Genomic DNA, 26,614 nt, shown 5'->3' on the forward strand with positions numbered 1-26,614 from the left:
AGGCTCGTCAAGTCAAAAAATGTACTATTTTGCCGCCAATTTGCCCCTGTATTTCCCTCTCTTCAATCCAATTTTGTACGAAAATGTACGGAAATGTACGAAAATGCTGGCAGATGTGCGCTACAATACCGAAAAAGCTCCCATTTACCTACCCCATGAATCTTAAAGAAATGTTAAAATTCGCTGATGACATAGTATTTGCCAAAACGGGTCAGCACCTTGATGATTTGCAAGAAGCGATACTGCGGGGTACTCTACAACGCGAGACATATAAGGAAATAGCTAATGATTTTGATTGTTCTGAAAGTCGTGTTAGGGAAGTGGGAGCGGAATTATGGCGGATACTTTCAGAACAGTTAGGGGAAGATGTCAGTAAATCGAATTTTCGATCGACAATGGAGAGATTGCAAGTCTCCATATTTTCATATTTTGCACCACAACAAGACTGCGTGCAAATAAGTTGCGTTAATTATTGTACAGAAGCTAGACACCCGCCAGATATACCAAACTCACACGCGCATAATGAGAAAACAGCTAACACAAAACAAACTAAAATATCACATCACGATTTAAGCGAAATGCCGGATTTGGGTGCTTTTTATCATCGGACTTCCGAACTCGACACCCTCACCACCTGGATTTTGCAACAACGCTGTCGTTTAATCGCACTCACTGGTATCTGCGGTATCGGCAAAACTGCATTAGCTGTGCAACTCGTCGAACAAATAAAAGATGAGTTTGAATATGTAATTTGGTGCAGTCTAGACGTATCGCCTACTTTAGCTGAATTTCACGATAAATTGATACAGTTTTTCTCGCAGTCGGAAAAGCTAGATTCACCTGCAAGTAACCAGAAATCATTACCGTTGATTAAGTATTTGCAAAAGTATCGCTGTTTAGTAGTCTTAGATGATATTCACAATCTTTTCAGTAGGGTTGAATTGGCAGGAAAATATAAACCAGGATATGAAGAATATCGCTCTTTTTTCAAACAGATAGAGACATTATCCCATCAAAGTTGCTTTTTATTAATCGGTTGGGAACAACCGAGAGAATTTCCTCAAGTTAAAAGCCAAAATAATTCTATTCGTATCTTACAACTCAAAGGTTTAGATATCGTAGCGGGACGGGAAATACTGAGAGAATATGGTTTAGAAGAATCGGAAGCACTGATTCTCCGCTACCAAGGCAATCCGTTGTGGTTAAAAAGCGTAGGTAATTTTATTCAAGAGTTGGGAGAATGCGTTACAGAGTTATTACCAAATGATACCATATTGTTGCCGGAAGATTTGAAAGATGTTTTACAGCAACAGTTTAATCGTTTATCCGAAATCGAAAAACAAGTTATATACTTGTTGGCGAAAGAAAGCGAAGCAGTGAATTTGGCAAAATTGCTAGAAAATGGCAGCATTCCACCGTCAGATTTACTAAACTCGCTGCAATCTTTATCGCGGCGCTGTTTGATAGAACAACAAGGAAGTTTTTATACTCTACCACCTGTACTGAGGCAGTATATTAAGGGGTTATAACTTTAGTCAAAACCTACCAAGGAATAAATTCCCTGCGTCATAGCGAAAGTCCTCTTTAGAGGACTTTCGCTATGAGACGGGTGTTTAAACCCTCGTCGGGCGATCGCAAAAGTGCAAGATATTAGTTATAACGTCAATAAATTGCTAAAATTAACTTTAAAATAATCTTACTTTTTTATGATAAAATAATAGATAAGGAAGCGATTGCAGGAGAGCGATCGCTCTGTGCTATTATAAAAAATATCAAACTGATTTAATCTCTGTTATATGACAACAATAACTCCCGTAACAACGCTTTCCAAACTTGTTGATTACTTCATTTGGTTTGCTAATGACGTAGGCTCCTATCTCAGCAACCAAAAGCTACAAAAACTCTTGTATTATGCCCAAGCATGGTATCTGGCATTTGAAGATAAACCCCTTTTTGAAGAGGATTTTGAAGCTTGGGTGCATGGGCCGACTATCCCAGCTTTATTTTACGAATACAAAGAACAATTTGGATTTAAACCTATTCTGAAAGAAGTGGAAAAACCAGAGTTTCCAGAGGATGTACAAAAGTTTTTAGACGACTTAGTTGACGAGTATTTCTTTCTGGATGCTTATGAGTTAGAATTGATGGTGCGTCGCGAAGACCCTTGGATTAAGGCTAGAGGTGGGTTGCCAAAAGATGAACCTTCTCATGCTATTATTTCTAAGGAATTAATGAGAGAATTTTACAAAACCCGTGTCATCGAAGAAACCTAAAAAGGCAGATTTACGCCGCCAGACATCCTTATCTAATATCAAACGCAAAGATGTAAAAATACCGGAAGGAATTAGTTTTTCTTTCAGGTATTATCAGGAGGATAAAAATAAATTTTCAATAGGCGGGAGAGATGCTAGATATCTTGCATCTCTCTTGAGAAGGTTGCGCGATTTATCGCAATTGAAAGCTGAAGAAGTTATTAACAATCAAAGTAAAAGTTTGCGCTGTCATATCATAAACTGGCAAGATACAACCGAGCCTAATGGCTTCGGCATTCCTAATGAAGACCAGCTAGTAAATATACCCTACCAGTTTCAAATATCTGCGAATGAATATGGCAGAGTACATGGATTTTTTAGTGAAAATGTTTTTTATATTGTTTGGCTAGACCCAGACCACAATCTTTATAGTTGAAATTGTTAAAATAAGTTCTGGTAAAAATGCGATCGCAAGATTTAAAAAATAAATAGGATCTTTCGGATTTATGGGGAAAAATGTTCGTGATTTTACAGTAGGATGGTGGGTTACGGCACGGGAACTAAATTATCGATCGAAAGTGCTGAAATTATCGCCCGTGCCTAACCCACCCTACGGTTAGATAAGTTTGTATTATTACTACAAAGCAAACAAATAAAATTTTATTACTCCAACTCAATCGGTTCGCCAGGGTAAAATTGCTCGTCCAGAATCTCGGTTAAATTATAAGGACAATTGGAGGCAAAAGTTGACTTTGGCAAGTCAGTTTCTCCCATTGCTAAATCTCTGCCATCCTCATAAGCTTCCGGCAATATTTCTTCCAGGTAAGGCTTTAGACTGGGGTTATCTTTTAATAAGCGTAACGTATCGCGGCGTTGCACCCGAATTGTTGCCAGCCAACTGCGACTGCGGCGTTGTGGTTGGTACTCCCATTTCAGCAAATGTGCAATTAATACGCTCAAGCGATTTCGCAGTTCTTGCCGTTCTTTTCTACCCAAAGATTCAATTTCCTCGATTAAATTTAACAAATCTAGTTGATGCCATTGCTGGTTGCGAAGTAGCAATGCTTGTTCTTGCGTCCAACTATAGAAATCGGTTTCGTATAGTTTGGGCGTAGATATTGCTGTTTTTGGATTAGTTGGTGAACTGTGCATTTAAATTATTTCACCTCAATATTTCCATTGTATGACCTTTCTACGCTATCTTAGTGCAAGAACCGTTCGCGTAGCTTGCCGCAGGCATTCGCACCAGCTTATGTCAGATTCACCATCTTTACGAGATCGCTACTTCTCCCTGATCGACGAGATTGTGCAAACTACCCTCAAGGGCAAAATTCGATCGAAACAGCAGGTTTATCAAATGCTGGCGCAAGGTGTCAGTGCGGGTACGGGGGAAATTTTCGAGCAAGCTTTGAGCGATCGCATCAGCGCCACCCAATCGGAAATCGACAATACTAAGGATGAACTCAAGCAAGCGAAAGCAACCCGCAGCTTGAGAGCGATGCAAACTATTCAGGGAGAATGGGAACGATATCAAGCCGAAAATCGAGTTTCCAGTGTTATTACAGCAGCTACGAACGCGATCGCCAACGCCGAAACTAACAACAGATTGCAAGCTTTGTTGCAGGCGATCGATCCCAATCAAGCGCAGGCGTTAAACTTAGACCAAATTCAGCAGTTAGCAAAAGCTCTCTTACAACAAGCTCAAACAATTTCTGACACCGAGACGACGCGAGAACTTCAACAATTATCAGAAGGCTTAACAGAAGGTTTGCAATCTTGGCAAAGATTGCAGGAACATCTTGTTAGTTGGATTTACGATCGAAGTCGTCCAATGCTGGGATTTGAAGGCGCACCCGAACAGCGTGGCCCTTGGGCGCTATGGGCTTCTCAAGTAAATAGTCCGTTTCCCAAAGCGCTATTTCAAACTTTAGCTCTTAATCATTCTATTACAGAACTGGCAGCAAAGCAACGCCTAGAATTAAATGAATTTGTCCAACTTGCTGTGATTTTACAGTGTTTGCAAAGAGGATTAGTAAATTGGTTTGACAAATTAGTTTACGACCCGAAAGTAGGAGCAAAACTGTCAATTTCCACATTCTTGACTTTTGCCGTAATTTGGTCGCTGTTAGCTAATGGTTTTCAATCTAATTCTCGCGATCGCCTAACTAGCGGCTGTTTTCAAATCACCCTACAAATTCTCCGCACTTTTGCCCAACAAAAATATTTTCCCCTTTACGGCGGTATCTTTGCTTCCTTCAGCGGCGACTTTCTTCGCTCTGCGCTCAATTACCTGGACGAACCGCTGCGACGAGTTGAAGGCACTCAAGAAAAAGCTCGGATTTTAACATTAATTGGCTATTCGGTAGCTGCCGTTGGACAATATCAGCAGGCGCATAATTTTCATCAACAAGCTTTAGAAATAGCCCGGACGGCGGCAGATGTTCCTTGTGAAATTGCCAATCTCAATCACATCAGCCGCATCTGCGTAGCTCAGAAAAATTATACCGAAGCCATCAATTACAGTCAACGCGCATTAATATTAAGTCGTCAAACGGGAGAGCGTATTGGAGAAGCCAACGCTTTAGCAAATTTGGGTTACAGCGAAGTGTTGCAAGCGCAACAATTGGAAAGGGTAGAACCGGAAGTTTACGAGATGGCGATCGGTTATTTGCAACAAGGATTGCAGTTATCGGAACGATTGGGAGATAGTTACGGAACAGAATCTGTGTTGCAGCAAAGTAAGGCTCTTTGTTGCAGCAGTCTCGGCATTGCCTACATTATTTTATCTCAACCGCAAGCCGCGATTCCCTATTTAGAAATTGGATGGCAAGCTGCCCAAATGTCTGGGGATTTGTATCTTCAGGGGCTTAATTTAAGCTATTTGGCGGAAGCTAATTACAATTTACAACAAATAGAAAAAGCTATCTTTATGGGGAGTTTGGGAATGTATCTTTTGGAGCAGATAAACTCTCCTCAGTGGCGTCAAGCGGCAGGATTAATGACAATTTTGCGAGGACAGATAGGAACTGAAGCTTTTGAGAAGGCGCTGAAGCAGTATCGCGCTCAGATTATTCCCATCATTGGGGTGGATGGGTACGATTACATTCCGCAATTGCTGGTAAAATATCAGAATGGGTAATTGGTTATCGGCGATCGCTTAAAAACCAATGACCGATGACTAATAGACATCTCCAAAAATTCTTGTGGGGTAGGCATCCTGCCTGCCGAGAGAGATTCTTTTGAGGAGATGTCTAATGATTAATAATTAACCACCAACGACCAATGACCAATGACCACTTAGCTGATGCGATCGCATCCTTTCAGCAGGCGATAAACTTAAATCCCTATAATGCTGAAGCTTACAATAATTTGGGTAATGCACTGGCAGATGCGGGTAATTTAGCAGAAGCGATCGCATCTTACCAGCAAGCTGTAACCTTAAACCCCAAACACATCGAAGCACACTACAATCTGGCAAATATTTATAATATTATCGATAAGTTAGAAGAGGCGATCGCATCTTATCAGCAGGTGATTTCCTTAAATCCCGACGATGCAAACGCACACTACAACTTAGGCGTTGCGCTTGGGAAACAGGGTAAATTAGAAGAGGCGATCGCATCTTACCAAAAAGCGATTGCCTTAAATCCCAAAGATGCCGAAGCGCATAACAACTTGGGTAACGCGCTTCAGGAACAGGGAAATTTACAAGAGGCGATCGCATCTTACCAAAAAGCTCTTACCTTAAACCCCAATTATGCCGAAGCATACAATAATTTGGGTTACGCTTTGCAAGAACAGGAAAAATTAGAAGAGGCGATTTCTTACTACCAAAAAGCGCTTGCCTTAAATGCCAACAATGCCGAAGTACACAACAACCTGGGTAACGCATTTGAGGAACAAGGAAAATTAGAAGACGCGATCGCATATTACCAGCAAGCACTTGCCCTCAATCCCAACTATCCCAATGCCTACAACAACCTGGGCAAAGTATTCATAATTCAGGGTAAGATAGCAGAAGCTCAAATCCTCCTGCGTCAAGCTTTAACTCTTAAGCCAAACTTTCCAGAAGCTCATGAAAACTTAGGTGTAACTCTGCTATATAGTGGCGACTTCAAAAACGGATTTGCCGAAACAGAGTGGCGCTGGCAAATAAAAGAATTCATCCGCCTCCATTTACCCCAATCCCTCCTCTGGGATGGATCGGATTTGCAAGGACGAAAAATTTTACTCGTTTGCGAACAAGGATTTGGTGACGGTATTCAGTTTATCCGCTACGCTCCCCTTGTGGCACAACGCGGCGGGCGCGTCATTGTCATGTGTTATGAATCGCAGCGACGACTGTTTAGCAAAGTACCGGGCATCGAACAGTTAGTAACTATGGGGACGCAAGTTGAGTTTGACGTTCATGCCCCGTTTATGAGTTTACCCCATATTTTGGGTACTACTTTAGAAACAATTCCCGCCCAAATTCCCTACCTTTTACCTCCTCAACCATACCCTTTTAGACTAGAAGTACCGCCCGGAACGCAACTAAAAGTAGGAATAGTTTGGGCAGGGAATTCCGCTAATAAACATGACCGCTACCGTTCTTGTTCATTGAGCCATTTCTTATCTATTTTAAATATTCCACAAATTGCCTTTTACAGTTTGCAAAAAGGTGCAAAAACTGCCGAATTATCCGAATTAGGCAGCTCGGAAAAAATACAGGATTTAAGCGAAAAATTCCATGATTTTGCAGATACTGCCGCCGCCATAGCACAACTCGATCTAATTATCACTGTAGATACGTCGGTAGCGCATTTGGCAGGAGCGCTGGGAAAACCAGTATGGGTGGTGCTGGCAAAAGTACCTGATTGGCGATGGATGCTCGATCGCGAAGATAGCCCCTGGTATCCTACTATGCGCCTGTTCCGCCAGTTGCGATCGGGAGATTGGGCAGAAGTATTTGAACGAGTAGCTGTGGCGTTAGAAAACGCGATCGCACAATCCCAGTCAAATGCAATTACCGACAAACTCACTCAAGACAAACTCACACAGACAATTAGCTACGAAGAAAAAACTCTACTTCCTGTCGATGGTTTCAACCGTTTTAAGAAATGCCGTCACGGTGTTTTTATTTATAACATAAATGATACCTATATTGGCAGGTCTCTAGACCTCTATGGCGAGTACTGCGAAGGAGAAATTGATATTTTTAAACAATTCGTACATTCCGGAGATTTGGTATTAGATATAGGAGCAAATATTGGAGCTTATACTCTGTTTTTTGCCCAAGCTGTTGGAACTCGCGGAACAGTGATGGCTTTTGAACCGCAACGCATTATTTTTCAAAATATATGTGCCAATTTAGCGCTGAATAGCATAACTAATACTTACTGTTACAATGTCGCTCTTGGCGATGCGATCGGCTCGCTAAAAGTGCCTATCCTCGACTATAACAAAGCGAATAATTTTGGCGGCATAGAGCTTGGCAGTCATATTGAAGGCGAATTAGTTCAGGTAATAACTTTGGACAGCTTAAACTTGCCCTACTGTCGCCTGATTAAGTTAGACGTTGAAGGGATGGAATTGCAAGTTTTGCAAGGAGCCGTCAACACTATTAATAGGTTAAAACCCATTCTCTATGTTGAGAACGATCGCCTAGAAAAAGCGCTTTCTTTGCTCTCATATCTTCATTCTTTGGGCTACAAAATGTATTGGCATATAACTCCTTTATATAACCCAAACAACTATTTCCAAAATGCTGAAAACATTTTTGGTGACATTGTTTCTATGAATATATTGTGTTTGCATAGCAGTTCTAGTCTTACTGTCAGCGGACTTCAACCAGTGGAAATTCCCAACTAGAACGCATCAATTTGTGCAAATAACGGTATGAATTTTTTCCAATAATTGCTCTGACGTATAGGGCCACCACTTTCGGTAAACGTCAAGCGCTGCTATTTTCGAGCGCGTTTTTTTGGGTATGGGAGCATGGGCAATGCTTGTACAGTAAGCGTTTTCCCCAGATCTATGCCTGCTGCCCGATTGCCCCGTCGCCCCACTTAACAATTAGCAATTTTCACTCCTTTGGGGGAACCACAGGGAGGAGGTTAGCAGTCTGTAATAAGAGACAAAATAAATAAAAGACGAAATACGCGCTCGTGCAGTAGCTTAAAAATACTGCCAACCCACGAGCCAACTAAATAACTTCCCGTTGGCAAATGTAGAACCGATATTAAATTGAACCGCTCGCAAGCGCGGGTCATTCATAAACTGGATTAAATTGTAGGATAGCAAAATTTACCTATACCTTTAGGTGAGTAAAATGAAACTAACCATTCTTTTAACTACCGCTTTAATCGTTAGTTTTGGGATAGCAGCTCCTTTGCGTGCGGCAGATCGCAATGACCTCAGAAGGCTGCTGGACACTAATGAATGTAGGAGGTGCGACCTCCGAGGTGCCAATCTCAGGAATGCCGACTTAGAAAATGCTGACCTGGAAAATGCGGACTTAGAAAATGCCGACCTCCGGGGTGCCAACTTGAGGGGAGCTGACTTGGAAGAAGCTGACCTCCAGCGTGCGGATCTCAGGGAAGCGGATCTCAACAGAGCCAGACTGAGAGGGGCTAACCTCAGAAATGCCAATCTGGACTATGCCAACTTCAGGAATGCCAACCTGGAAAATGCTTACCTCAATGGTGCTTATCTGGGAAATGTTTCCCTGGATGGTGCCAATCTCAGAGGTGTTTACGGGTATGATTCCTCGCGGCGCGATCGCTACAGTCGAGATCCTTATTACAACGATCGCGATCGCTACAGCCGAGATCCTTATGACAACGATCGCAATTATCGGTACAGAGAAGACGAAATTAGGGAAATTTATCGAGAAGTTCTGGGTCGCGAACCCGATTCCAGGGGTTTGCGAACCTGGACTGACGCTCTCGAACGCGGGCGATCGGTGCGGGATGTCCGCAGGGAAATTGCTCGCAGCTCGGAAGCACAAACAGCCATCCAGCGGATTTATCGAGAAGTTTTGGGACGGGAAGCCGATTCGAGAGGACTGCGAACTTGGACCGATCGCTTATCTTCCGGACGCTCCCTAGAGGAAGTTCGCCGCGAGATAGAGCAGAGCGAAGAAGCTCGCAATCGCAGAAGCCAACCGATCCGCATTCAGCCTCCCCCACCTTCCGGTGCGATCGCCCCTGTCCCGCCCTCCTACCCAAGCCTCACACCAACAACCCCAACTCCACCCCCCAATCCACCAGTCCGAATTCAGCCCACCCGAATCCAGCCATCTTCATCCAGTGGATCTACGGTTCAGCCGTACCGAATCCAGCAGTCAAATCCACCAACGAGCGCACCCACCCGAATTCAGCCCACCCGAATTCAGCCATCAACTCCGCCTGCGGTACAAGCAGCACCAGCCCCAGCACCAGCCCCAGCACCAGCCCCAGCTCAGCAGTCCGCTCCCGCCGTACCGATCCGCATTCAGCCCAGGAGTTAGCAGAGGGGAGTGGGGGAGCGGGGGAGTGGGGGAGCAGGGGAGCAGGGAAGCAGAAGAATTACTATTTTCCCTCTTCCCTCTCCCTCTTCCCTCTTCCCGACGCCCTAACCCCGACGCCCTAATCCCTAATCCCTAGTCCCTAGCCTAAGAAAAAGATTCCCTGATTGGTATCTTGGTCGGCTAGCTGTAGAGATTGCACGCCTTCCACTAAAGCGACCAAATCTCCTGTATTGGTGGAGATGCTCACACCAGAAGCCCTGTTGCCGGTGACAGCAAACGAACCCGCAGTCAGAATGTAGTCGTTGAGGGTTCCGGTTAGCTGGATAGAATCTTTCCCGCGTTCAAAGTACTTGATGTAAGCGTAGTCGCTATTACCGCCACCCACATATAACCTTTGGGCAACTGGATTCGCCGTTGTTCTGCCAAAGCCTAATATAAAGGAATCGTTCCCCAGTCCGCCAATCAACATATCCGTCTCGCCAACTCCCAGACTCGTCGGTCTGGGATCGGGGGCTCCCCTGTTAACGAAAACGTCCAGACCGACTCCCACGATACCGTTTAGCGGGCCGTTACCCGTAACGATATCATTGCCCCTGCTTCCTGAAGATAAAGCCAATCGATTTTCAAATTGTCCGACACGGATGTAGTGAGCTTCCGCAGATGCAAACTGCCCAGAGGCAATTAAAGGCGCGACATCGGGATAAAGGGATAAGTAATAATCTTCGTTGAAGCCGACATTGGTAGGAACTACAGGTGCGCCGGCACGACCTTCGACTTCTCCGTACAAGATAAAATGTTGCAAACCCGAACGGAAAGAGCCAGCGGTGACGGCATTTCTGACATCGGGGTTGGCTGCTAAATACTGCGCTTCGTTCCAATAGGGGGAGACGAGAGTGCGGCCTTCTTGTAAACCAAATCGTTGAAAATGTTCTAGGCCGGAAGCAAAGCCTCCGGCTGCAACTGCTGCCCTAATATCCGGGTAACTCTTGAGGTAGAAGGTTTCATCAAAAATGGCAAAAGTCATTATTTTGGCTCCCTGATTTTTGAGTTGAAATTGGTTGGCGATCGCTCCAGGTCTTGACGCCGAATTCTATGTAAGTTGTTCCAAGTCTAAAAGCTGGCTACAATCATTTAATTTTTGCTTCGATCGCACCTCATCCACTTGATTCACCCAATCGGGTGACTTTTTCCTCTGTTGGACTGATGTTGCACAACCGTTACTACTCGGACAATGGTATTGTTCATAACCAAAGGCCGTAAAGTAATCTCGATGTTAGTTTCCGAACCCAAAGCCCTAGCAGATAAGTGGTTTAAAGACATTTTTACCAAAGGGAAACTGGAAATTTTAGATAATCTAGTTGCCCCTGACTTCATTGCCCACGGTCAAGGCAATCGGATCGACTCCTTTGGAATTGAAGATTTTAAGGCATGGCTGCGTTGGTATCGAGCCACTTTTACAGATCCAGTATGGCAAATTGATGATGCGATCGCCGCACAAGATAAAGTCGTCGTGCGCTATTCTGGTTGGACTACTTACCGAGGCGGTTTACTCGACATTCCTCCCCATAATCAGCGCGTGCTAGAAACGGGAATTATAATTTTCCGCATCCAGGATGGCAAAGTTAAAGAGCTTTGGTGCGAGATGAGCGACTTGCAAGTTTTGCAACAATTGGGTGCGTTTCCATTGTTGAGGTAGGGATGATAAACCGGGTTTCTTTGCTTGTTTCGATATCTCGTTATACCAAACTAAAGAAACCCGGTTTCTAGGATTATCTAGTAATATTAGTTCCCCCGCTCACAACATTTTTTACCATGTTGCTAGCGAGAAAATCGTGAGGAAAACCTAACTCTATCTTACTCACCTCATCTAAGCGAAGCAGATGTTCTGGTGACAGGACAAAATCCAAACATTGAAGGTTATCTACAAGATGCCTAAAAGTACGCGCCCCAATAATCGGACTGACGACACCCGGTTTTTGCAATAACCAATTTAAGGCGACTTGTGCGGGCGATCGACCTATTTCTTTGGCTATTTTTTGGACTGACTCGGCGATGCTTATATTTTTATCTGTGAGCTTTCCAAACTTTTTGTTAAAGTCTTTACGCAGGGCTATTTCTTGATTAAAATTTGCCTCTTCTTCCACTTTGCGATTGTACTTTCCAGTTAGAACTCCGCCACCTAGAGGAGACCAAGGCACAACGCCAATATTCATTTCTTGCGCCATCGGAGTCAAATCTCGCTCGACTGTTCGTTCGATTAAACTGTATTCAATTTGCAGAGCAATAAAAGGAGTCCATCCTCTCAACTCGGCAAGCGTATTCGCCTGAGAAACTTTCCAAGCAGGTGCATCCGAAATTCCGATATAAAGGACTTTCCCCGCTCTTACTAAATCATCGAAAGCTCGCATCACTTCTTCTACTGGCGTGCGAAACTCCCACATATGTAACCAGTAAAGATCGATATAATCTGTTTGCAGGCGTTTCAAACTTGCTTCTACAGATTGAATCATATTCTTGCGATGATTTCCACCTGCATTTGGATCGCCTTGATGTGTATTGCAAGTATATTTAGTGGCAATTACAAGTCGATCTCGGCGGAATGACATGAATTCCCCTAAGTATGCTTCGCTAGTGCCACCAGTATAGGCATCTGCCGTATCGATAAAGTTACCGCCTTCCTCTACGTACAGATCGAATACTTTTCGACTTTCTTCTTTGTCAGCCCCCCATCCCGCCTCTGTACCGAAAGTCATAGTTCCCAAGCAAAGCGGCGATACGCGCAAACCGCTTTTTCCCAGCAACCGATAATCGGTGAGCGATGTTAATTTTTGAGATGACATTGTGGTGTATCCTTACTTACAAAGATTTCGCCTTACTTTAATTGATAATCTTGATTGTACTCGACTAATTCGATTTCATTTCCATCAGGATCGGTGACATAAATCCGGTGTTTTGTCTCCGGCGCTGTCATTGTGTAATATTCAATGCCATGTTTCTCAAGCAGTGCTTTCATGGCGTCGCCATCATCAATTACAAATCCTACATGATTTATACCGATATTTTCATAAATGTGATGTACTCGCTCTTCGTTTGGTGTATCGTTGAGTGCTAAATAAAACTGGTTGTTACCTAAGTGCATCCAGCGACTGCCATCGTTTACACCTTCGGAGCGAACATCCCAATTGGGGAAAACTGTTTGATAGAAGTTTTTCGCGGCGTCGATATCTTTGCAGGAAAGATTTATGTGTTCAAAGCGAATCAGGTTCATCTGTCTATCCTTTTTGGGTCAAAAGATTCCCGTAGGTGGGCAATACCCACCTGCTGACTTGGCGATTCCCGCTAGATAAATCATAATCATAATGAGTATGAGTTGCAACTATCATAGGTCTGGCCTAAATCCTGTTGGCTCGATCGCAATTGGGTAAGCTACACGTACTTCTTTCTCGCTCACAGAATATTGATGAGACCGCAGAGGGATAACCTGGGCAAAAGAATGCTAGATACTTTTCTGGTGGGAGGCGAGTAATATTGGCTATTATCGATAAGTTGTACTGATTGATAATCAACTTGCCTCCTTTGTTAAGATAAGTCAGCCAATCCCAGCATCGGCAACTCCTTTAGCGTATATTCTCAACCCACCACCATGTTGAATAAAATTTCCAACCGCATTCTACTTGGATATTCGACACCCCTGATCTTCATGATTGGTGTTGGCTTCATTGTATATTTAACTACTCAAAGATTTGCCGAGACACAGAGGGCTATTCAGCAGGAGTACAGAAGGATTCGACTGGAGGAGGAATTAACTTATGGAGTGGCAAGGATGGCGCGGAATGTTCGCGGTTACGCTGTTTTTTTTGATGACAGCGAGACGCGAGATTCTTATAAAGAAAGCTACAATTCTGGATATAAAGATTTTCGAGACAGAAGTGAAGATTTGATAAAAATTGTCACAGATCCTCTCCAAAAAAAAGCTATTTCTGTGTTAATCTCCGAAGCAGAAAATCACCATCAAAAATCTTTAGAAGTTTTTCGGTTGTTTGATGAAAAAAAAGTAGCTGACGGCGCTCAGATGCTGAAGTCGATACGCTTCGCGAACTATGACGAAGCGCGAAATGAATTCCTCAACAGGTCGGATTATTTACTCAACCAAAAAAACCAAGCGCTCGAACAAGCCCAACAAATCCTGTTATTAACTCTTTTGGTGAGTATTTTGTTATCCATTATAGGTACTATCATTACGGCTGGGGCGATTACTTTGCCATTGAAACAACAGTTGCCGATCGCCATCGGCGCTACCGAAAAAATTGCACAAGGAGATCTCACTCAGAATCTGGACGCAGCAGAAGATAGAACCGAGATAGGTCAACTGCTGAAAGCCTTCGGGATTATGACTGAAAAGCTCAATTCCTTAATCCGTCAGGTACAGCAATCTGGAATTCAAGTCACCTCTTCTGTTACTTCTATTGTTGTCTCCAGCAAGGAATTAGGGGCAACGGTAACAGCACAAGCTGCCACTACAAATCAGGTGGCTGCAACAGCCAAGCAGATTGCCGCCAGTTCCTCTCAACTGGTGAAGATAATCAGTCAAGTGGAGAACAAGTCACAAACAACGGCTAGGGCGGCGGTTGAAAGCCAAAAAGACTTGATGCACATGGAAACAAGCATGGTAAAATTGGCAGATGACACCGATATTATTTCGGAAAAACTAGGTGCGATCGGTGCAAAAGCCAATAATATTAATAATATTATTACCACCATCACCAAGGTAGCCGATCGAACTAACTTACTTTCCCTAAACGCGGCGATGGAAGCCGAAAAAGCTGGCATTTATGGCAAGGGATTTGCCGTTGTAGCCAAAGAAATCGCTCGCCTAGCCGACCAAACCGCAGTCGCCACTCTGGATATTGAGAATACGATTAAAGAGATGCAAGGGGCGGTTTCCATCGGGGTGATGGAAATGGATAAGTTCACCCAAAAAGTCAAACAGATGGTTGAAGTTGTCCATAATATCAGCCCTAAATTAGAGTCGATTATTGAGGAGATACAAAGCTTAAGCCCCAGCTTCCAACAGGTGAGTAATCGGATCGAAACTCAGTCGCAAGAAGCTGACCAAATCAGCAATTCGACCGTGCAATTGAGTGAAGGTTCGTCGCAAATTGTCGATTTGCTGCGCGGAATTAACGGTGCGATGGAGGAATTGGATAATGCAGCAAAAGGTTTGCGCGTGGAAATCTCTCGTTTTAAAGTGGCTGGGGACTGATGTTTCTTAGCCAAAAAACTGAGTTTGCTTGATGGGAACTTCATTAAATCTGGCTTTTTTAAATTTTTGGTTAAGATTGAGTATTTTAAGAGCTTAGATCGATCAACCTAAGTAGTTGCACAAATTCTTCTACGGTCAGTCCAGCATCATTAAGTATACTCTTCAGTGTTTTGGGATGCAGAATTTTGCCAGAATGAAACGGAACTGTGACTCGCATCCCATCTGCATTCTTGTAGATTCTGTGACTACCGCTTTGGCGACTTAACTCAAAGCCTATTTTATTTAACACGCGAATAACTTCTGTAGCGGTGACACGCGGAAGTGGCAGACTCAAACCTGCACCTCCAAAGTTGTTAGACTTACCATTTCGCTAGTTGGAATAGGTTCGTTATTTGCCAGACGGTCTTCAATATGCAGGCGAATTGCATCCTGAATATTGTGGAGAACTTCCTCGTAAGAATCACCCTGCGTATAACAACCTTGCAAAGGGGGACAATAGGCAAAATAGCCGTCACTGTCCTTTTCAATCACTACTGGTAACAGAAATTTTTCCCCGCGCATTTGCACTCACGAGTTATTCAAGTTTTTTTATGGTAGCACACTATTAAATTTATCGTAAGTGCGCTTTGGAATTATATTATATCGTGTCCGGTAGTGTAGAAAGCTCTGATGGTTAGTTGTTTATGATGGTTCGCAGATTACCGATTAAAGGAACAACTGCTATTAATGCCAATAAGTAATAGTAGGGTGCGTCAGAGCGATAAAATTAGTGATGCTCTCCCAAATTCTGGTATCTGACGCACCCTACAACCTATTTACAATTATTAACGCACCCCAAATTATCAGCGTTTAACTACAGCAGCAGCTTGCAAGCTGCTGAAAAGAGTTTCCCAATTTTGACTGCCGTTGTTATTTTCTGCTTCTTTGACTTCAAAAGTGACATTGCAGGCTTTGGGTTGTGCTAGCGCCTGCAAGCACAATTCGGCGATATCTTCCCGACTGACTTTGCCGCGAATGTTGTCACCTTGCTCGAAAATTAACGCTTTGCCACCCGGTTCTTCTGTTAGCGCACAAGGTCTGATAATAGTATAAGGAATACCGCTCGCTCTGATAACATCTTCGCCGCGCAATTTCCAAGTCAGAATTCCCCCTAATTGGTCATTCAATCTTACTGCTGGCGGTTCTGCTTCTAAGTTTAATCCCGGACGACCGGGACGGGTGACGCCAGCGGAACTAATGGCGATGAATTGCGGACGGTAGTTACCATAAGCGGCGATCGATCCCACTTGCAAGGCAAAGCCGCCCGGTGTAAAGTTGGGGTTGAGCGCTCCGTCGTATTCAAATTTGCTCAGCATCAACTGGAACGATCGCACTTTGCTAGCATTGATTTTCTCGGAGTTTGGCAAAGTTTTGGCGCGAAAAACCGGAATTAAATCGGCGAAAGGTACGCGCACAGTTATCCAGGTGTTTGCTACCGTGTCGAAAGAATAGCTGTAGGCGACACCATCCCATTGAGTTTCTGTGCGAATGAAGAATTTGTATCGCTTTCCGTCTCCTTTGACGCGCAATTCGATACCTTCGTATCCAGATAAATCTAAGGGAATGTCAAAATTGCGGGTACGGACGGAAGCAAAACCCCCAGAATTAGCAGTCGATACATTGCCGGCAAATAATGCGGTGTTATCTACTAATTGGATACCGCTTTGACTGACGCCACCCATGACAACATCATCGACAGCACCCCAAATGTTTTTTAAGTCATCATTTGCGTTGGCGAAATCGAAGATGATTTTTTCATCGGATTTAGGCAGATATTTGGCAGCTATTTCTACCAAATTTTTGATGCCTTGATAGTCCACGATTTCCGGACTGTCTACTACTTCTGGCATATAAAATTTGATACCTTGGTAGTATTTGGCGCGATCGGGTGTATCTCCTTCCACCGGTTGCACGCGCACTCCGGTACAGCAGACGATCGCACTCACCTCGCTCATCAATGCAGGCGTCAGAGTTTCTGGTATAGTAATATCGCCCTCGCACAATTCCACTTTGTCTGGAAGCATTTGTTTTGCTCTTTGGGAATCTCGAACTAAGGCGCGGACTCGATAACCGCGATCGATCAGTCGTCGCACCACACGCTTACCCACACCGCCAGTTGCACCCGCTACCAATATCGTTCCCACTTTTTTATCTCCATCAGGTCTGATATTATTATCCTTGGCGCGACCTTGCAGCAAGCGTTGTATGCAGTTGATCAAAGGGATAACCTCGAAATAGGTGAGGGTTTCCACAAATCTGCTCAAATCCCATTGCGATCGATTGTTTTGTTCTGTCATACTTTGAGGGCGTCGGGAAATAGATAGACCGGTAAATTTAAGCTATCGCATATCCAGTATACTGTCGGACATTGGGAGCATGAAAAGCCAAAACAATTTTATCTTTTGGAACGCCTGCGGCAACCAGTTCATCGGTGATGCCATTTTCAATTCCGTCTCTTTGAATCCAAATTTTGCCGTTAACGATCTCAACGTGAACGACACAACCGTGAACTCTGCGTTTACCGTCCCAACCTGACACCATAATGACAAAATTGTTCCCTTCGCGATCGATAATGAATTTACTTTCAAGTTCCCCGTGACTGTAAGGAATCCGATGATGTGCTTCTAAAATGCGTTCAATTATATGGCGATACTCTTCTACCCTATCCATTGGATAATCTCCTCTTTTTCCGAGTCAAATGTAATCAATTTAATTTGGTTGTTTTGTACTACCATTTGGGCAATTTCCTCTTGAAAAAAGTCAAGATAAACTCGCTCTATAATGGCTAAATAAAGGATGCGTTCAGGTTGCGAACGCTTCAAACCATCTCGATAAAGAATATACTGTCCAAGAGCATTTTCCAAATCCTGTACTGGTGATGGACTTAGAAAACTTTTGATTTCAACAGCAATTTTACGGTCTTCCTTCTCAGCAGTTATGATTTTTTCTGCACCCAAATCGATGTAAACTGAACGAGAGCCAATAGCGATCCTGAAAAACTCGTCATTTACGCTCCACCCATCCTTTAAGAGAGCAGCTTTGACTGTATCGTGGTAGATGTCTTTCGCCATAAGCTATGGAAAAAAAGCATTTTTATTCTTAGTCTGGTTGAATAAATTGGGCAGCTTTTAGTTGGTTGGGTTTGTTTAATTTTAGCTGATTTTATGGGTGTTTGCAGCCCTGTTCAATTTTGAAATTGGCACGACCCCAGGAAAATCGTGATTCTAGCACGAAGATTTGCATCATCACTCCGAAAGATCTTACCACCACAACTTTGCCCTGGGAGTGCTAAATTCGTGGAAATGCCGATCGCGCAATATCTTTGCAAACGACTATGACCAATTCCACCGCGATGTCTACGGCGGACAACATCAACGCCACTATGTCACTGGAATCCGCTGATAGCGAGACAACATTCCAGTTCACCATCACAGGACAAATTAGTGCGATCGAAGGCGTACCGCACCTCGTTTGCGTCGATGGCACTGCTTTTCGCATCGCACAAAAACAAACGAACTGGACAGAAGGAGAAGTTTGTCGGTGGCGCGTCATTCCCAGCACCGATTCTACCGGAGAAATCTCGCTGGTGAGCTCGGTCAGTTGCGAATCCATCTCCACATCGCCAGATAGCGAGGATATTTGTAACTTAATCGGTCGGGTAATACAGGTTGGTAAGCGCAATCCCTCCGTTCAGTTTAAAGTAAAACAAACACAGCAAAAAACCCTCAAGCTCACCTTAATCAATGCCAGCACTTTTAATCTCAAGGTGGGTCAATTGCTGGCAGTTCAAGCACATCGAATCGGCAGAGAACTGCACATCTTTGCAGCTCAACTTGTTGACGAAGAACAGGAAAATACACAGGTAGAAAATCAGGGTAATTCGGTAACAGAAGCACAGGAAAATTCCTTAAATGTCGCAGTGATTGCACCTCGACAAAACTCCCCCATTTCCGAATTACCCGAACCCACTCCCCCAAACGATACTGCCTTAGCTGCACTGGCGGCGGAAACTGAAGAAAACTCCTGGGAACTCGCGCCAGCAGTCAGACGCCGCAACGGTTGGGAATGGGAAGCTGTTTCGCCAGCGAGCGGACGACGTGCGCGGGTGTATGTAAGAGGTAAAAGAATCAGAGTTTATCAATATCCGGTTACTTCTTCAGTTCATCCCAGTAGATTTTTAGCAGCAGAAATCGATGACTCGGATGGAGAAACAACCGACAGCGAACAACCGATAACTGACAATTTAACTGATAGATTAATAGTGATTCCTTTGGGTGCTGCCAAGGGAATTGGTGCTTCCTGTTTCCAGATATCGATCGGCCCTTATGAAATTGTACTCGATTGCGGCACCAGACCGAAGGGATACGATCCGCTACCGGCATTAGATGCTTTGAAAAATCCCGATTTGTTGCTGATTTCTCACGCTCACCAAGATCATATCGGCGCTGTACCCGTATTTCACAATCGCTTTCCGGCGACGCGGATGATTTGCACTCCCGGAACGAGAGAAATTGCTCATGTGATGTTGCAAGATTGTTTGAAAGTTCAGCAATTGAGTGAAGATTCGCCGGAACTTTTTGATGAGGGGGATTTAGAGCGCACTTTGTTTTGCTTGGAAACGCAACCGATCGCGACTGATTTTGAACCTTTACCGGGATTGAAGGTGAGGTTTATCAACGCCGGTCATATTGTCGGTGCTGCCTGCATTTATCTTCGCTATGGCGATCGCTCTCTGCTTTATACTGGAGATTACAATACTACTTCGACGCGCACTACAGAAGGGTTGAAGTTGGCGGATCTTCCCACCGCAGATATGCTGATTACCGAGTCAACTTACGGTGCGGATACCCATCCGAATCGTAAATCCCAAGAAACGGCATTGTTGGAAGCGATCGCAGAAGTTGTCACCAAAGGCGGTAACGTTCTCATCCCCGCTTTTGCATTGGGAAGAGCGCAAGAAATTATCTTAGCTATTCGCACGAACGCTCTATTTCACAAACTGAAAATTCCCATTTTTGTTGATGGTTTGGTGCGTGCGATCACCGATGTTTTCCGCGACAATTTGCCTTTGCTACCCCAGTCGGTGCGAAATTTTGCCCAGCAGAAACAAGAACCTTTCTTCGATCCCAATTCTTCTCCGCCCATTATACCGATCGCTTCTCCTAAAGAACGACCTCTGGCAATGGCAAAACCGAGTGTAATTATTGCCAGTTCGGGAATGCTTACTGGTGGGCCTTCCATTTATTATGCTTGTACTTTGTTGGAAAGAGAAAACGCCGCTATTTTTATTAGCGGTTATACCGATGAAGAAAGTCCCGGACGTTTGCTTCAGGGTTTAAAAACGGGAGATACTGTGGAATTGGAGGGCAAACAGCTAACTGTTCGCGCCCAAATCAGACGTTTTAATTTAAGCGCTCACGCGGATAAAGTCGGTCTGACGCAAGTAATTGCGAAGGTGAATCCCAAGCACTTAATTTTAATTCACGGTTCTCTGGAAGCTTTGCACCAACTGGCGAAAGCGGGAGAATTACAACAGAAACACTACGTTCATATTCCCAATTTGGGTGAAGCGATCGAATACGGACAAGTGCCAGAACAAATGTCCCGCGCCAAAATTGTTCAGATGGATTTACCAGCTGAATTTGAGGTAACTGTAGAAGCGGAAGTCGAAGGCGCTTGGATCAGAATCCCGGAAGCTGTGGTAGAATCAGATCCGCGTTGGCAGATGTTAGCTGGCACCGGCGTACTTAAAGCTAGGTGGGATGGTTTTAATCTCAAACTCAGTCCCCTTTCCCAACAACATATCGCCGTTGAAAAAGCGATCGCATCCGGAGAAGATTGCTGTGCGGTGTGTCAGTTTTTCACATCGGGAAAATGTCAGGGCGAGGAAAGTCCGCTGTTTGGTTTTCAAGTAGACCCCAACGGCAAATGCCCCGAATTTATGCGTCGGGATATCAACGGGAAAAATGGCAAAGTGAAAGTTGAAATTGAAGATGATGATGTTGATGAAGAGGAAAATGAAGAAGTAGAGGATTTCTACATAATGCCCGATGACGATTAAATTCAATGTGACGATCGTCAAAACTTATTTCATAGTAGGGTGGGTTAGGCACGGGCGATAAATTCAGGGTTTTCCACCAATAGTTAAAATCCCGTGCCGTAACCCACCATCACCTTTATTTGTAACAAAAAGAACTTTTTTCACCAGAAACCCGACAGATCCAACCGTGTTTCTTCCAGAACCCTTGTCAAGATGAGAAAATTATCCTATGATTGCTTTATCAATCAATTTTTCGTGAATCGAAGCGGGAGCAAAAACCCCAGGGGTTTCACGAAAAAAGCCAGAACCTTGACAAATCAATACTTTCAACGTTTCAGTTTCGGGAAAATTGGTCAAAGTAAGCGATCGCTTGAAGGCTGAAATAGACTTTTCGATCGGACTGACGAATTCATGTTCCCGAACGCTTGCCCAGTCAACGTTTCAGTCTGGGCAGTTTCCAAATCCTTAATCCCCGCAAGGGGACTGAAACCTATAAGGTTTGCGGTACGGAATATTGGCATCGCGTAAGTTTCCAAATCCTTAATCCCCGCAAGGGGACTGAAACCTCCGGGCTGAATTCCTCCCATCAAGCAAGAGGAGTCCTGGTTTCCAAATCCTTAATCCCCGCAAGGGGACTGAAACATGTCGAAATTCATCTTCTTTGATTGGATGCGCGTTAAGGTTTCCAAATCCTTAATCCCCGCAAGGGGACTGAAACAGCAACTACGAAGTCTCCACCGTCAGCGCCGTCCACGTTTCCAAATCCTTAATCCCCGCAAGGGGACTGAAACCAATCTCAAGTCCGGCCTCACCAGCTTAATTGTTCGTTTCCAAATCCTTAATCCCCGCAAGGGGACTGAAACTTTCCATTGGCGATTGATTGCACGAACATCCTTTCGGTTTCCAAATCCTTAATCCCCGCAAGGGGACTGAAACATCTATCTTGGGCAGCTACGGCATTATTCCTTTGTAGAGTTTCCAAATCCTTAATCCCCGCAAGGGGACTGAAACAAATTCATCACAAATATAGGGCTCTCTTTACAGGGCCTCTTTACAGGGCGGTTGTTTCCAAATCCTTAATCCCCGCAAGGGGACTGAAACGATTCGGATCTTTCGGGTGGAATGTGAAGTTTATGCTGTGGTTTCCAAATCCTTAATCCCCGCAAGGGGACTGAAACTTTTAGAAACTGATAGCAAGACGATCGCTAGGCGCAGGTTTCCAAATCCTTAATCCCCGCAAGGGGACTGAAACCAAGCAGAAGAGCTTCTTGGAAAAATAATTTCCGAAAATGGTTTCCAAATCCTTAATCCCCGCAAGGGGACTGAAACAAAGCAATAGTTGAACCAGCAGCAGCACAATTTATTTTAAGGTTTCCAAATCCTTAATCCCCGCAAGGGGGCTGAAACCCTCCCCGATCCTCCTCAATGCCCCATTCCCCATCTCCCATCCCCCATGCAATACAATTTGAGTTGATGCGATCGACTATCCGCAATGCGAGAAAAACAACGGGAAAAAGCTCTGAAAGCGTTTGCAGAATTCCTGACAACGCCAATGGAAACGCTACTTCAACGACACGCCAATACTAGCGCCGAGTCTGCTGCATTAGCATTGTTTCGATCGGTTGCCAACGCAGTTCCCGCCTACCGCACATTTTTGGCAGAACATCACATCGATCCCGCGTCCGTTCAAACTTACGCAGACTTCCAAAAATTACCGCCTGTCACTAAAGAAAACTACCTCAAACTTCACTCTTTGTCCCAATTATGTCGCAACGGGGAATTAGAAAGTTGCGATACGATCGCAGTTTCTTCCGGGTCAACAGGAAAACCTACATTCTGGCCGCGTTTCTTCACCGATGAACTGCATATTGCCACTCGTTTTGAGCAAATATTTTATGATAGCTTTCAAGCAGATACTCGCCGCACTTTAGCTGTAATTTGCTTTACCTTGGGAACTTGGGTAGGCGGCATTTTTACAATGAATTGTTGCCGCTATCTCGCCAGCAAAGGTTATCCCATCACCGTGATTGCACCGGGTAATAACAAAGAAGAAATTTTCCGAGTAGTGCAGGAACTCGGTACAGGATTCGACCAAGTTGTTTTGTTAGGATATCCCCCATTTATTAAAGATGTCATTGATAGCGGGATCGCCCGTGGGGTGGAGTGGCAAAAATATCATATCAAAATGGTTTTTGCCGGAGAAGTGTTTAGCGAAGAATGGCGCAGTTTAGTTGGGGAAAGAGTCGGTTCGACCAATTTTTGTTATGATTCATCTGCACTTTACGGCACTGCCGATGCGGGTGTTTTAGCCAACGAAACGCCGTTGAGTATTTGCATTCGTCGTTTTTTAGCAAATCATCCAGATGCAGCAAAAGCGCTGTTTGGAGAGTCGCGCCTACCGACTTTAGTGCAGTACGATCCTTGCAGTCGTTTGTTTGAAGTTTTAGATGGAACTTTGTTATTTTCTGGCGATAATGGCATTCCTTTGGTGCGCTACAACATTTTGGATAATGGCGGGTTAATTAGTTACGATGAAATGCTGAAGTTTCTCGGAGAATGGGGTTTCGATCCTGTGGCAGAATTATCTACAAAGGTAAGAGGTATTTATAACTTGCCTTTCGTCTATGTGTTCGGACGTTCTAACTTTACTGTTTCTTATTTTGGCGCGAATATCTATCCAGAAAATGTGACAGTCGGGTTAGAACAACCTGTGATTAAAGAGTGGGTGACTGGTAAATTTGTGCTGCAAGTTAAAGAAGATACCGATAAAAATAGGTTTCTTTCTGTCGTGGTGGAATTAGCGCCGGGGGTAGAAGTTAGCGAGGAGAAAAAAGAAGCGATCGCATCTTCTATTCTCGCTCAGTTGCGACGACTCAACAGCGAATTTGCTAACTACGTTCCCCCAGAATATCAAATGCCGCAAGTTGCACTATTCCCCACCGGCGATGCGGAATATTTCCCCATAGGAGTCAAACATCGATACACCCGAAAGTAAAAGTCAAAAGTCACTCAGTCAAAAGTCAAAAAAATAACTAATGACAACTGACAACTGACAACTGACAACTGACTAATGACAACTGACAACTGACAACTGATTAATGACTAATGACTAATATCTTTTCTGCCCACAAGGAAATAAGTAGTCATTTTCCCCTTGCCTTTGACTAAAATTTCACTCCGCTTTTCCAGTAAATAGCGATCGCACAAATATTCATAAGTCGCCTCAGTTACCTGAATTTGTCCCGGTAAACTGTGAGACTCCATCCTGCTGGCAATATTTACGGTATCGCCCCACAAATCGTAAATAAACTTTTTCGTGCCGATCACGCCCGCTACAACGGAGCCAGTATTTATGCCTATTCGCATCTGAAAGAGTTTTCCCGTTGACGCTGAAAATTGGATCAGGGCAGCCTGCATATCGAGTGCCATTTCTGCGATCGCGATCGCATGATCGCTGCGAGGAACTGGCAAACCTCCCACCACCATATAAGCATCTCCTATTGTCTTGATTTTCTCCAAATTATGTTTTTCTGCTAGTTGGTCAAACTTCGAGAAAATTATATTCAGCATCTCAACCAATTCTGTGGGCGATATTAGAGACGAAAGTTCTGTAAACCCAACAATGTCGGCAAACATAACTGTAACATCGCCAAAGTTTTCCGCAATAGTGCTTTGCTCTTGTTTCAAACGCTCTGCGATCGGCTGCGGCAAAATATTAAGCAATAAACGTTCTGTTTGTTCTTGTTGATATCGCAATTCTGCTTCTGCCTGCAAGCGCTCGGTAATGTCGCGAAAGATAGCGCGAGTAGCAACCGGAATACCATCTACAAATTTACAGTTTATGCTTCCTTCGACCGAAATCTTTCGGCCAGCTTTAGTAAGGAATTCAGCTTTAACCTGCTCGACCTTTTCGCCCGACATTACCCTCTGTAAAAGTGCCTGAAAATGCGTTAAAGCATCGGGATGAATGACATCAAATATCATCAGATTAGCAATTTCTGCTGCGGTATAGCCTAAAGTTTCTCGCCAAGCGCGATTGACATAAATAAAATTACCGTCAGCAGCAACAGACTGAATTAAATCACTGGCATTTTCAAACAAATCTCGATATCTTTCTTCGCTCTCAGCTAGCGCTGTTTCTGCACGTTTGCGCTTGATAAACTGACCCAATTGACTGCCAATAGCAACCATTGTCTGAAGCAGGTCTTCATCAACCTCTTCTTTCTCGCGATTAAAGAAAACCATCACCCCCAAAACTTCCCAGTCGCTTTTGATCGGAAATCCGAAAGCTGCGTGCAATCCTGTTTGCGATGCTAGTTGATTCAGCGGACAGTCAGCATCATCAACGGTATCGGCAATCCACTGCGGCGAAAGTGTAGCCCAAATGCGACCGGGCAAACCAACACTAGGAGCAAAAGTAGTCTGCTTGGTTATATTAATCAATTTTGAAATGTCAGACGATGACCCAGACCAAATTTCCGTACACCGCAAATAGGGAACGCCAGATTGGTGAGAAAATTCCGCCTCTCCCACTCTCCTCTTCTTGTCTTCCTCTGGCATCCAAAATTCACCGACTGTCCATCCCAAGCTTTCACAGACTGCCTGTAAGAATTTCGGTAGCGCCTGTTCCACAGTACCAGAATCTGAGAGGACGCGAGTCGTCGCGTATTGTGTCAGCTGACGCTTTTCAATCCGCTGGCGCTCTGTTATATCTCTACCTATATAGATTAAATCTTTTACCCCCTCTATTTCGGTTTCAACAGTGGAGCAAGAAAAAGAAACGACTATCTTTTTTTCCGTTTTGGTCTGACATAGTATTTTCAGATCTTGCAAAAATTCTCCAGGCGGTAACGAATAAGGTTGAATTGTTTCCCAAATAATATTATCTTCTATAATAAATTTTGAGATCTTCTGGTTGATTAATTCGGATTCACTGTACTCAAACAAATCTTGAGCAGCTTTATTGGCCGTTTTGATAATTCCCGAACTATTGGTCACAAACAAAGCATCTGCCATTCCTTTAAGGATTTTATCGATATAATTTTTAGAAGCAGTCAATGCACTAGACAAAAGATGCAATTCATTTACTGTTTGGACTAGATTCTGTTCTAAAACCATCTTTTGTGTTACATCTTCAAAAAAGATTAATAATCGTTTTTGCAGCGATTTTTCATCTTCGTCACCGATAGCATAAAGATCGATATATAAAGGAGATGTTCGATTGGAAAATCTGGCAATTCCTTTATATTCAAAAGAATCCTGCTGGCCTTCTATAACGGCGATTAAAATATCTTCAACTCCTATTAATTCAGGAAAGCCTTCCCGGACATCTTTCGCTATTGCTACTTCTTGGGGAGAATCGGCAAACCTTTGCACTCCCTCGGAAATATCCAGAATCTTGAACTCTCGATCCATTGCCAGATATTCTACGTGGCGGTTTTCTGAAGGTTTGTTGAATATTTTGTCGATTACCCAATATTTCATAACGCTTTTACCCTGGGGATGTTCTTTATTTAAAGCTAAGCCATTTT

At 43.9% G+C, this 26,614-nt stretch carries 20 protein-coding genes and 1 CRISPR repeat array; of the genes, 10 read left to right on the top strand and 10 right to left on the bottom strand.

All coding sequences use genetic code 11. The features are described 5' to 3' along the window. Window positions 1-155 precede the first annotated feature (155 nt). From ACE1CD_RS11560 to ACE1CD_RS11570, 3 genes are all read left to right on the top strand, one after another. Window positions 156-1,529, top strand: a complete 1,374-nt coding sequence (locus tag ACE1CD_RS11560) for an NB-ARC domain-containing protein (RefSeq protein WP_374824428.1) — start codon at window positions 156-158, stop codon at window positions 1,527-1,529. 267 nt (window positions 1,530-1,796) lie between these two features. Further along, the gene (locus ACE1CD_RS11565; protein WP_374824088.1) at window positions 1,797-2,273 is read left to right on the top strand and encodes a Panacea domain-containing protein; all 477 of its coding nucleotides are present in this window, start codon (window positions 1,797-1,799) and stop codon (window positions 2,271-2,273) included. Then, complete coding sequence (locus ACE1CD_RS11570; protein ID WP_374824090.1) at window positions 2,254-2,688, top strand: hypothetical protein; 435 nt, start codon at window positions 2,254-2,256, stop codon at window positions 2,686-2,688. The genes ACE1CD_RS11565 and ACE1CD_RS11570 overlap by 20 nt, the downstream gene beginning before the upstream one ends. Window positions 2,689-2,915: 227 nt before the next feature. On the opposite strand, the gene ACE1CD_RS11575 is transcribed toward ACE1CD_RS11570, so the two are convergent. Continuing rightward, entirely contained in the window at window positions 2,916-3,404 is a 489-nt protein-coding gene (locus ACE1CD_RS11575; protein WP_374824093.1) for a DUF29 domain-containing protein, read from the bottom strand. 100 nt (window positions 3,405-3,504) lie between these two features. Between ACE1CD_RS11575 and ACE1CD_RS11580 the strand changes: the two genes are divergently transcribed. From ACE1CD_RS11580 to ACE1CD_RS11590, 3 genes are all read left to right on the top strand, one after another. After that, window positions 3,505-5,391: a tetratricopeptide repeat protein gene (locus tag ACE1CD_RS11580; RefSeq protein WP_374824095.1), complete on the top strand. Its 1,887-nt coding sequence runs from the start codon at window positions 3,505-3,507 to the stop codon at window positions 5,389-5,391. A 143-nt stretch (window positions 5,392-5,534) separates the two neighbouring features. Then, entirely contained in the window at window positions 5,535-8,102 is a 2,568-nt protein-coding gene (locus tag ACE1CD_RS11585; RefSeq protein ID WP_374824097.1) for an FkbM family methyltransferase, read from the top strand. A 460-nt stretch (window positions 8,103-8,562) separates the two neighbouring features. Then, the gene (locus tag ACE1CD_RS11590; protein ID WP_374824099.1) at window positions 8,563-9,741 is read left to right on the top strand and encodes a pentapeptide repeat-containing protein; all 1,179 of its coding nucleotides are present in this window, start codon (window positions 8,563-8,565) and stop codon (window positions 9,739-9,741) included. Between the two features lie 139 nt (window positions 9,742-9,880). Here the strand turns inward: ACE1CD_RS11590 and ACE1CD_RS11595 are convergent, their stop codons facing one another. Continuing rightward, the gene (locus ACE1CD_RS11595) at window positions 9,881-10,765 is read right to left on the bottom strand and encodes a hypothetical protein (protein ID WP_374824102.1); all 885 of its coding nucleotides are present in this window, start codon (window positions 10,763-10,765) and stop codon (window positions 9,881-9,883) included. Between the two features lie 246 nt (window positions 10,766-11,011). Here ACE1CD_RS11595 and ACE1CD_RS11600 point away from each other — a divergent pair, with 246 nt between their 5' ends. Beyond that, complete coding sequence (locus ACE1CD_RS11600; protein ID WP_374795962.1) at window positions 11,012-11,437, top strand: ester cyclase; 426 nt, start codon at window positions 11,012-11,014, stop codon at window positions 11,435-11,437. A 73-nt stretch (window positions 11,438-11,510) separates the two neighbouring features. Here the strand turns inward: ACE1CD_RS11600 and ACE1CD_RS11605 are convergent, their stop codons facing one another. Together ACE1CD_RS11605 and ACE1CD_RS11610 are read right to left on the bottom strand one after the other, a co-directional pair. After that, window positions 11,511-12,581, bottom strand: a complete 1,071-nt coding sequence (locus ACE1CD_RS11605; RefSeq protein ID WP_374795963.1) for an aldo/keto reductase — start codon at window positions 12,579-12,581, stop codon at window positions 11,511-11,513. Window positions 12,582-12,613: 32 nt separating this feature from the next. Beyond that, window positions 12,614-13,009 carry a VOC family protein gene (locus tag ACE1CD_RS11610; RefSeq protein ID WP_374824105.1) on the bottom strand — a complete coding sequence of 132 codons (396 nt, stop codon included), beginning with the start codon at window positions 13,007-13,009 and terminating at the stop codon, window positions 12,614-12,616. Between the two features lie 375 nt (window positions 13,010-13,384). Here ACE1CD_RS11610 and ACE1CD_RS11615 point away from each other — a divergent pair, with 375 nt between their 5' ends. Next, window positions 13,385-15,004 carry a methyl-accepting chemotaxis protein gene (locus tag ACE1CD_RS11615; RefSeq protein ID WP_374795965.1) on the top strand — a complete coding sequence of 540 codons (1,620 nt, stop codon included), beginning with the start codon at window positions 13,385-13,387 and terminating at the stop codon, window positions 15,002-15,004. An 85-nt stretch (window positions 15,005-15,089) separates the two neighbouring features. On the opposite strand, the gene ACE1CD_RS11620 is transcribed toward ACE1CD_RS11615, so the two are convergent. The 5 genes from ACE1CD_RS11620 to ACE1CD_RS11640 all read right to left on the bottom strand — a co-directional run bounded on the left by ACE1CD_RS11620 (window position 15,090) and on the right by ACE1CD_RS11640 (window position 18,114). Then, window positions 15,090-15,338, bottom strand: a complete 249-nt coding sequence (locus tag ACE1CD_RS11620) for a type II toxin-antitoxin system HicA family toxin (RefSeq protein ID WP_374824108.1) — start codon at window positions 15,336-15,338, stop codon at window positions 15,090-15,092. Continuing rightward, window positions 15,335-15,565: a type II toxin-antitoxin system HicB family antitoxin gene (locus ACE1CD_RS11625; RefSeq protein ID WP_374795967.1), complete on the bottom strand. Its 231-nt coding sequence runs from the start codon at window positions 15,563-15,565 to the stop codon at window positions 15,335-15,337. The genes ACE1CD_RS11620 and ACE1CD_RS11625 overlap by 4 nt, the downstream gene beginning before the upstream one ends. A 281-nt stretch (window positions 15,566-15,846) precedes the next feature. Beyond that, a complete protein-coding gene (locus tag ACE1CD_RS11630; protein ID WP_374824111.1) occupies window positions 15,847-17,340 on the bottom strand; it encodes a CIA30 family protein in 1,494 nt (497 codons plus the stop codon). Between the two features lie 37 nt (window positions 17,341-17,377). Next, the gene (locus ACE1CD_RS11635) at window positions 17,378-17,713 is read right to left on the bottom strand and encodes a XisI protein (RefSeq protein ID WP_374795969.1); all 336 of its coding nucleotides are present in this window, start codon (window positions 17,711-17,713) and stop codon (window positions 17,378-17,380) included. Beyond that, on the bottom strand, window positions 17,701-18,114 hold the full coding sequence (locus tag ACE1CD_RS11640; protein ID WP_374795970.1) for an element excision factor XisH family protein: 414 nt from the start codon (window positions 18,112-18,114) through the stop codon (window positions 17,701-17,703). The genes ACE1CD_RS11635 and ACE1CD_RS11640 overlap by 13 nt, the downstream gene beginning before the upstream one ends. Window positions 18,115-18,377: 263 nt before the next feature. On the opposite strand from ACE1CD_RS11640, the gene ACE1CD_RS11645 reads away from it, so the two are divergent. Both ACE1CD_RS11645 and ACE1CD_RS11650 read left to right on the top strand, forming a co-directional pair. Further along, the gene (locus ACE1CD_RS11645) at window positions 18,378-21,104 is read left to right on the top strand and encodes an MBL fold metallo-hydrolase (RefSeq protein WP_374824114.1); all 2,727 of its coding nucleotides are present in this window, start codon (window positions 18,378-18,380) and stop codon (window positions 21,102-21,104) included. A 432-nt stretch (window positions 21,105-21,536) separates the two neighbouring features. Continuing rightward, a CRISPR array of direct repeats spans window positions 21,537-22,490; the repeat unit is 37 nt; unit sequence GTTTCCAAATCCTTAATCCCCGCAAGGGGACTGAAAC. 85 nt (window positions 22,491-22,575) lie between these two features. Next, the gene (locus ACE1CD_RS11650) at window positions 22,576-24,078 is read left to right on the top strand and encodes a phenylacetate--CoA ligase family protein (RefSeq protein ID WP_374824117.1); all 1,503 of its coding nucleotides are present in this window, start codon (window positions 22,576-22,578) and stop codon (window positions 24,076-24,078) included. A gap of 107 nt (window positions 24,079-24,185) precedes the next feature. Here ACE1CD_RS11650 and ACE1CD_RS11655 read toward each other — a convergent pair whose 3' ends face one another. After that, entirely contained in the window at window positions 24,186-26,567 is a 2,382-nt protein-coding gene (locus ACE1CD_RS11655; RefSeq protein WP_374824120.1) for an adenylate/guanylate cyclase domain-containing protein, read from the bottom strand. Between the last annotated feature and the right edge of the window lie 47 nt (window positions 26,568-26,614).

Source organism: Aerosakkonema sp. BLCC-F183 (assembly GCF_041929145.1).
In the GTDB taxonomy this organism is placed as follows: domain Bacteria; phylum Cyanobacteriota; class Cyanobacteriia; order Cyanobacteriales; family Aerosakkonemataceae; genus Aerosakkonema.

What these genes read in the sequence shown, in the direction of transcription:
- ACE1CD_RS11560 (WP_374824428.1), top strand. Translation starts at nt 156, where the DNA reads ATGAATCTTAAAGAAATGTTAAAATTCGCTGATGACATAGTATTTGCC.
- ACE1CD_RS11565 (WP_374824088.1), top strand. Translation starts at nt 1,797, where the DNA reads ATGACAACAATAACTCCCGTAACAACGCTTTCCAAACTTGTTGATTAC.
- ACE1CD_RS11575 (WP_374824093.1), bottom strand. Translation starts at nt 3,404, where the DNA reads ATGCACAGTTCACCAACTAATCCAAAAACAGCAATATCTACGCCCAAA.
- ACE1CD_RS11580 (WP_374824095.1), top strand. Translation starts at nt 3,505, where the DNA reads ATGTCAGATTCACCATCTTTACGAGATCGCTACTTCTCCCTGATCGAC.
- ACE1CD_RS11585 (WP_374824097.1), top strand. Translation starts at nt 5,535, where the DNA reads ATGACCAATGACCACTTAGCTGATGCGATCGCATCCTTTCAGCAGGCG.
- ACE1CD_RS11590 (WP_374824099.1), top strand. Translation starts at nt 8,563, where the DNA reads ATGAAACTAACCATTCTTTTAACTACCGCTTTAATCGTTAGTTTTGGG.
- ACE1CD_RS11595 (WP_374824102.1), bottom strand. Translation starts at nt 10,765, where the DNA reads ATGACTTTTGCCATTTTTGATGAAACCTTCTACCTCAAGAGTTACCCG.
- ACE1CD_RS11600 (WP_374795962.1), top strand. Translation starts at nt 11,012, where the DNA reads ATGTTAGTTTCCGAACCCAAAGCCCTAGCAGATAAGTGGTTTAAAGAC.
- ACE1CD_RS11605 (WP_374795963.1), bottom strand. Translation starts at nt 12,581, where the DNA reads ATGTCATCTCAAAAATTAACATCGCTCACCGATTATCGGTTGCTGGGA.
- ACE1CD_RS11610 (WP_374824105.1), bottom strand. Translation starts at nt 13,009, where the DNA reads ATGAACCTGATTCGCTTTGAACACATAAATCTTTCCTGCAAAGATATC.
- ACE1CD_RS11615 (WP_374795965.1), top strand. Translation starts at nt 13,385, where the DNA reads ATGTTGAATAAAATTTCCAACCGCATTCTACTTGGATATTCGACACCC.
- ACE1CD_RS11625 (WP_374795967.1), bottom strand. Translation starts at nt 15,565, where the DNA reads ATGCGCGGGGAAAAATTTCTGTTACCAGTAGTGATTGAAAAGGACAGT.
- ACE1CD_RS11630 (WP_374824111.1), bottom strand. Translation starts at nt 17,340, where the DNA reads ATGACAGAACAAAACAATCGATCGCAATGGGATTTGAGCAGATTTGTG.
- ACE1CD_RS11635 (WP_374795969.1), bottom strand. Translation starts at nt 17,713, where the DNA reads ATGGATAGGGTAGAAGAGTATCGCCATATAATTGAACGCATTTTAGAA.
- ACE1CD_RS11640 (WP_374795970.1), bottom strand. Translation starts at nt 18,114, where the DNA reads ATGGCGAAAGACATCTACCACGATACAGTCAAAGCTGCTCTCTTAAAG.
- ACE1CD_RS11645 (WP_374824114.1), top strand. Translation starts at nt 18,378, where the DNA reads ATGACCAATTCCACCGCGATGTCTACGGCGGACAACATCAACGCCACT.
- ACE1CD_RS11650 (WP_374824117.1), top strand. Translation starts at nt 22,576, where the DNA reads ATGCGAGAAAAACAACGGGAAAAAGCTCTGAAAGCGTTTGCAGAATTC.
- ACE1CD_RS11655 (WP_374824120.1), bottom strand. Translation starts at nt 26,567, where the DNA reads ATGAAATATTGGGTAATCGACAAAATATTCAACAAACCTTCAGAAAAC.